This is a genomic window from Longimicrobium sp. (genome assembly GCF_036554565.1).
Lineage (GTDB): Bacteria > Gemmatimonadota > Gemmatimonadetes > Longimicrobiales > Longimicrobiaceae > Longimicrobium.
The window spans coordinates 1-3,104 of the sequence record NZ_DATBNB010000450.1; the positions used below are offsets into that span (position 1 = coordinate 1).

Genomic DNA, 3,104 nt, shown 5'->3' on the forward strand with positions numbered 1-3,104 from the left:
GGGCCGCCAGGCGCGCGCGGCGCTCCGGCGGCGGCGCGGCGCGCAGCTCGTCCAGGAAGTCAGGGGCATCCGCCCGGGGCGCCGGACGCGCCTCCTGGAAGGCGGCAAGGAAGGGGGGCACGCGGCCGGACGCGGCGAGGAACTTCGGCCAGTCGACGGGGATCACCCCCACCTGCGCCGCGTTCTCCCCCAGCAGCCGCTCCAGCACCCGCACCCCGGCGCGCGGCTCGATGCTCCCCATCCCCTGCTCCGCCCGGCGCGCCTGGCTGCGCCCGGATGCGCGCGCGGCCATCCCGTCGCCGCCCCACATCCCCCACCCCACGCTCAGGGCGGGAAGGCCCTCTCCCCGCCGCTGGTGCGCCAGCGCGTCCAGGTAGGCGTTCCCCGCGGCGTAGCTCCCCTGCCCCGGCGAGCCCAGCAGCGCGGCGGCCGAGGAAAAGAGGACGAAGAAGTCCAGCGGAAGGCCGGCGGTCAGCCGGTGCAGGTTCCAGGCGCCGCGCACCTTGGGCGCCAGCACCCCCTCGAAGCGCTCCCACGACTGCTGCAGGAGCACGCCGTCGTCCAGCACCCCCGCGGCGTGCACGATGCCCCGCAGCGGAGGGCCCCCGTCGCGCGCCGCTTCCAGCACCCGGGCAGCCTGCTCCGCGTCGGACACGTCGGCCTGCAGCACCTGCACGCGGGCCCCGGCGCGCTTCATCTCCGCGATCGCGTCCCGCGCGCCCTCGCCCGGCGCGCTGCGGCCCACGAGCACCAGGTCGCGGGCGCCCCCCTCCACCATCCACCGGGCGACGTGAAGGCCCAGCGCGCCCAGCCCGCCGGTGACCAGGTAGCTCGCATCCTCGCGCAGCGTCACCGCGGCGCGGTCCGCCGAAGCCGGCTCGTCCGGCGTGGTGAGCACCACCTTCCCCACGTGCCGCGCCTGCGCCATGAAGCGGAAGGCGCTCGCGGCGTCGTCCAGCGGAAACGACCGGAAGGGGAGCGGCTGGATTTCGCCCTCGTGCAGCATCCGGCCAAGCTCCTCGAGCATGGAGCGCACGAGCGCCGGGCGGCTCGCGCGCACCTCGCCCAGGTCGAAGGGGAGGTACACGATGCCGCGATCCAGGGCGGCCACCTGCTCCGCGTCCCAGATGCCGATCTTGCCGATCTCCACGAAGCGGCCGCCCCGCCGCAGGGCGCGCAGGCTGGCCGGGATGAAGTCGCCGTTCAGGCTGTTGAGGACCACGTCCACGCCCTCGCCCCCCGTCGCCTCCAACACCTGGTCCGCGAAGTCCAGGGTGCGCGAGTTCATCACGTGCGCCACCCCCATCTCGCGCAGCGCGTCCCACTTGCCGGGGCTGGCGGTGGCGAACACCTCCGCGCCCGCGCGCCTGGCCAGCTGGACGGCCGCCTGCCCCACGCCGCCCGCGGCCGCGTGGATCAGCACCCGATCGCCCGCGCGAAGCCCCGCCAGGTGATGGAGCCCGTAGTACGCGGTCAAAAAGGCGAGGGGAACGGTGGCGGCCGCCTCGAAGCTCATCCCCGGGGGAATGCGGACGGCGAGCGCAGCGTCGACGGTCAGGTAGCTCGTCATGCCGCCCACGGTGGGCCCCACCAGCACCTCGTCCCCCACGGCCAGCCCGCTCACCCCGCTCCCCACCGCGGCCACCGTCCCCGCGCACTCGAAGCCGAAGGGCATCGCGGCGGCGGTGTCGGGAAGAAGGTCGAGGGCGTGCAGGACGTCGCGCAGGTTCAGGCCGGCGGCGCGCACGCGCACCTCCACCTCGCCTGCGCCGGGCGCCCGGCGGGGGGCGGGGACCAGCGCCAGGTTCTCCAGCACGCCGGGGCCCGAGGTTTCCAGGCGCACCGCCGCCGGCCCCGCCTTCCTGCCCGCGTCGGCAGGGGGGCGCGGCACAAAGCGGTCGAGGACGGCGTCCAGCACGCGCCCGCCGCGGAAGGCCGCCTGCGGGTGCTCGCCCTCGCGCCAGATCTCGCCGAACAGGGCGCCCGCCTCGTCCGCCGCATCGGCGGGGTCCAGGTCCACCGCCGCGCAGGCGAGCTCGGGGTGCTCCAGGGCGATCACCCGGCCCAGCCCCCAGAGCGGGGCCTGCGCCGCGTGTACGGGTCCGCCCGCCGGCTGCGCGCCGCGGGTCACCAGCCACAGGCGCGGACGCAGCTCCTCCCGCGCGAGCGCCTGCACCAGGTGCAGCGCGCCGCCGCAGGCCAGCGGCTGCGCATCCATGGGGTCCGCCGCGCCGGAATCGCCCGCATCCAGCCCCCACAGGAACACCACGCCGCGCAGGGGCCGTGGGTCGCGCCCGGCCTCCTCCCGCAGCAGCGCGCCAAGCGCGTCGGCCGAGGGAACGACTGCCCGCGCGCGCCCCGGGCCGGGGCGGCCCGCCGGCACCGCCAGCGTGCACGCTTCCCCCGCCGCCTCCAGCCTGGCCGCCAGCTCCGCCGCGACGCCCCCCGCGTCGGCGAGCAGGAGCCAGCGGCCGGGTTCCGGCCCAAAGCGGGGCGCGACCCCGGCCGTGTCGCGGCGCGGCTCCCAGCGCACGTGGTAGAGCCACTTCTCGGCATCGCCGCCCGCGCCCAGGAGCGCCTCCCTGCTGGCCCGCCGCAGCGTCAGGCCGGTGAGGTGCGCCACCGGGGCACCCGCCTCGTCGCTCAGGACCAGGTCGCCCTGCAGCGCCTCGCCGCCGGGGCCCGGGCGCACCTGCGCCAGGCAGGTGACGGAGCGGCCCGCGGGGCGGTACAGCCGCAGCCGGTCCACGCCCACGGGAACCCACGTGTCGTCGTTCCCCAGCCCCGCGACGGCCGCGCCCAGCACGTGGAAGCAGGCATCCAGCAGCGCCGGGTGAAGGAGCCAGCCCTCCGCGTCCGCCGCCAGCCCGCCGGGGAGCGACACCTCCCCGAGCGCCGCGCCGCCGCGCCGCCGGAGCCGGCGCACCGCGCGAAACGCCGGGCCGTAGTCTAGCCCGCGCGCGCTGCACGCTTCGTAGAAGGCATCGACCGGCACCTCCTCCACCCCCTCCCCGTCGAGCCGCGGCAGGCCGGCGGGCGCGAGCGCGACGAGCAGCCGCACGGCCGCCCACGCGATCGCGAGGCCGAGCGCGGCGGCGGCGAGG

Annotated in this window: 1 protein-coding gene; it reads right to left on the reverse strand. The window is 77.6% G+C overall.

Annotation, left to right across the window (positions count from 1 at the left end):
- Window positions 1-3,104: SDR family NAD(P)-dependent oxidoreductase (locus tag VIB55_RS12355; RefSeq protein ID WP_331876953.1), on the reverse strand; the 3,104-nt coding region annotated here is incomplete at both ends.